General features: G+C 43.5%; 4 protein-coding genes. 2 read left to right on the top strand and 2 right to left on the bottom strand.

Features of this window, described 5'->3' with window-relative positions:
- Positions 1 to 117: 117 nt before the first annotated feature.
- The gene (locus QT992_RS33140) at positions 118 to 324 is read left to right on the top strand and encodes a hypothetical protein (RefSeq protein WP_333378722.1); all 207 of its coding nucleotides are present in this window, start codon (positions 118 to 120) and stop codon (positions 322 to 324) included.
- 167 nt (positions 325 to 491) lie between these two features.
- Here QT992_RS33140 and QT992_RS33135 read toward each other — a convergent pair whose 3' ends face one another.
- Positions 492 to 1079 (bottom strand): hypothetical protein, encoded by a 588-nt coding sequence (locus tag QT992_RS33135; RefSeq protein ID WP_333322633.1) that lies wholly within the window; start codon positions 1077 to 1079, stop codon positions 492 to 494.
- A gap of 482 nt (positions 1080 to 1561) precedes the next feature.
- Complete coding sequence (locus QT992_RS33130; RefSeq protein WP_333343057.1) at positions 1562 to 2191, bottom strand: macro domain-containing protein; 630 nt, start codon at positions 2189 to 2191, stop codon at positions 1562 to 1564.
- 128 nt (positions 2192 to 2319) lie between these two features.
- Between QT992_RS33130 and crcB the strand changes: the two genes are divergently transcribed.
- A complete protein-coding gene (crcB, locus tag QT992_RS33125; RefSeq protein WP_333151111.1) occupies positions 2320 to 2718 on the top strand; it encodes a fluoride efflux transporter CrcB in 399 nt (132 codons plus the stop codon).
- Positions 2719 to 2931 lie beyond the last annotated feature (213 nt).

Below are 2931 nucleotides of genomic sequence, written 5' to 3'. Positions count from 1 at the left end.
TGGCACAGGCATCTTGCCTGTGCTTTAAATATGAACAGGCAAGATGCCTGTTCCACAAGAAAATTCAATCTTTGTGGCACAGGCATCTTGCCTGTGCTTTAAATATGAACAGGCAAGATGCCTGTTCCACAAGAAAATTCAATCTTTGTGGAACAGGCATCTTGCCTGTGCTTTAAATATCAACAGCCAAGATGTCTGTGCCACAAGAAAATTCAATCTTTGTGGAACAGGCATCTTGCCTGTGCTTTAAATATCAACAGCCAAGATGTCTGTGCCACAAGAAAATTCAATCTTTGTGGAACAGGCATCTTGCCTGTGCTTTAAATATCAACAGCCAAGATGTCTGTGCCACAAGAAAATTCAATCTTTGTGGAACAGGCATCTTGCCTGTGCTTTAAATATCAACAGCCAAGATGCCTGTTCCACAAGAAAATTCAATCTTTGTGGAACAGGCATCTTGCCTGTTCTTTAAAATGGTGTCATATCTGAGTTTAATCCTTCTTGTCAAAAAACGCCGTCAGCGCGTTCCATGCAGACTTAGCCGCATCCGTCAAGCGAGTGCCGATCGACTCAATTTGCTTCACAATAAGGTGCCAATTCTTTTCAGCTTCCGTGTGAATGTGGTCAACAGCTTGTTCGATGCGATCGCGTTCGATCAATTTATTTTGTTCCACCGCTTCTCGCGCTTGTCGCACTGCTTTCAAATAAGCTTCGCGACTGACTTCGCCGGCATCTTGCACCTGCGCTTGCGCCCGCGTTTTAATCGCATCTACCACCAGCCAATTTTTCTCAGTTTCTTTTTTAATCAGCCTGACTGCTTCTGTGAATCTCTCGTGGGCGAGATCCTTATTTTCTTCGATCGCCCCGGAGGCCTTATTGACAGCTTTTAAATAAGCTTCGCGGGTGAGTTCGCCCGCTGCTTGCACTTCGGCGGTGGCGCGTTTTTTAATTGCTTCAAACAGCGCCGCAGTTTCTGCGATCGCCTCATCAGTCGCGTCGGGCATCTCTTGTTTGACGAGCTCCGTCGTTTCGATAGTTGCCTCTAAAACTGGTTCCTCGGTTACTTTTGGATCTGTCATATCAATCTTCTCCTGTGTGAGTAAACATTTTCAAAAAATCTCACAGTCCCTGGATGCAGACTTTGTAGGTGTAGCGCCAGAAGGAATTGTGGTCTTTTATACAGACTTTGTAGGTGTAGCGCCAGAAGGAATTCTGGCATTTAATAAGAACTAGGCAATTTTTGTTCCAGCTTTATCAACTTTTGTATCCGCGCTTACCTAGTTGGAATGACCTCAGTTCTATTACATTATATCTACCAAAGTTGCTCTCGTGTGTAGGATACCGCCAACTTGTAGGTACGGTTTAGCGCACTTAAATTTGTGATATAGCAATCCTAAATCATTTGTGAATTTCTTACTCCCTCCCCTTGATAAGGGGAGGGTTGGGGTGGGGTAAAAAGCTTACGACTCCTGCAAGGATTGGTATAAGTCTCTCTACCTAAAAAAACACACACCAATAAACTTGGTTCCTCAACACAATAAAACGGACAAATTTAATAGTTTCAATTTTCCAACTGCAAATCTTCGCTATCCTCCGTATATAACAAGTGGTGACGCTTTTGAGCGTGCAGCAAAGATTGAGGAAATTCGTACTGAGATAAGAGGATATCTTCGAGCGCAATTTTCATCTGATTGGCGCAGATATGTGGCGGCACTTTGCCCCTTCCCGTACCCATGCCGGGAATAGCGATTGTTTCAATGATATGTTTGACTGGCGTTCCATCTGGGACTGAGCCAAATTTTACGAGAGTCAAAATAGCGCGGGTTGCGAGATAAACATTTACTGTTTCTCTTAAAACTGTGGGAACGCGCATAATTGGGGCCGCTATTAAATAGGGAATTTCAGCATGATCGGTGTCTACAATTTCTGCCATTCCTACTAATAGTTCGCCGTGATGTCGAGCCTGAATTAGTTTTTGCAAGCGTTCCAGAACCTGCCCTCCAAAATATTCCGAAATTTCTAACTCTAAGCCGTCGTCCATGAAACCAAAACTATTCCCCGGACTAACAATAGCATCGCATTTCACATCAAATATGGAACCGTGATGTATCTTGACATTTTCCATACTGCCGCAAGTGCTTTCCCACGCTCTAACTAAGCCATCGTCTAAGGTAGCCAGCACAATTTGCATAAATACTCTCTCTTAATTTTAATTGCGAACAGCTAGAGCGATCGCCAATTTAATCCTACAATACTTTACATAAGTCCGCTGATTTTTAAATTCATCTCAATTTCGACTAGCAAATATTTAATAGCTGTATGCTGCAAGACCCCAATCTGCGCCACCCGATCGCAATTAGTTTAGGTGCCGTTGCCGGCGCTTTGAGCCGGTATTATATCACCTTGTGGTTTGCCAATCGTTTCGGGACGGCTTTTCCCTACGGAACTTTTTTTATTAACATCACGGGTTGCTTGGCTATGGGATTTTTTATCACCCTCGCTTTTGAACGAGTGCCGACTATTCCGTCGGAAGTAAGGTTAATGGTAGCAACGGGCTTTTTGGGAGCTTATACTACTTTTTCAACTTACGGTTTAGAGACGAATGTCTTGTGGCGCGATCGAGCTTACAGCATCGCCGCTTTTTACTGGGCAGGCAGTGCCATACTAGGAGTAATTGCAGTTCAGTTAGGTATGATTTTAGCACGAATTGGCAAATAGATAAAATCGGTTTTTGCAAATAATACCCGTTAAAACAAATAATGCAACTGTAGGCAAACTCTCCACCCATACAGCCTCAGTCAGTGGATTTTAGCTCAGGATGGTTGACAATACCTACGACATCTTTTTATCACACCCTGGGAGCATCTCAGTTTTGTAAAAAGCATTTTTTTTATTGTAGTGCGAGCGTCCCCGCTCGCGTATTGTACAATA

Origin of the sequence: Microcoleus sp. T3_D1, assembly GCF_036700405.1 — a bacterium.
In the GTDB taxonomy this organism is placed as follows: domain Bacteria; phylum Cyanobacteriota; class Cyanobacteriia; order Cyanobacteriales; family Microcoleaceae; genus Microcoleus.
Note: the sequence above shows the minus strand (reverse complement) of the source record. Positions and strands in the feature narration are given on the sequence as shown.

Excerpts from the sequence above, each read along its gene's own strand:
- QT992_RS33140 (WP_333378722.1), top strand. The coding sequence starts at position 118 with ATGCCTGTTCCACAAGAAAATTCAATCTTTGTGGAACAGGCATCTTGC.
- QT992_RS33135 (WP_333322633.1), bottom strand. The coding sequence starts at position 1,079 with ATGACAGATCCAAAAGTAACCGAGGAACCAGTTTTAGAGGCAACTATC.
- QT992_RS33130 (WP_333343057.1), bottom strand. The coding sequence starts at position 2,191 with ATGCAAATTGTGCTGGCTACCTTAGACGATGGCTTAGTTAGAGCGTGG.
- crcB (WP_333151111.1), top strand. The coding sequence starts at position 2,320 with ATGCTGCAAGACCCCAATCTGCGCCACCCGATCGCAATTAGTTTAGGT.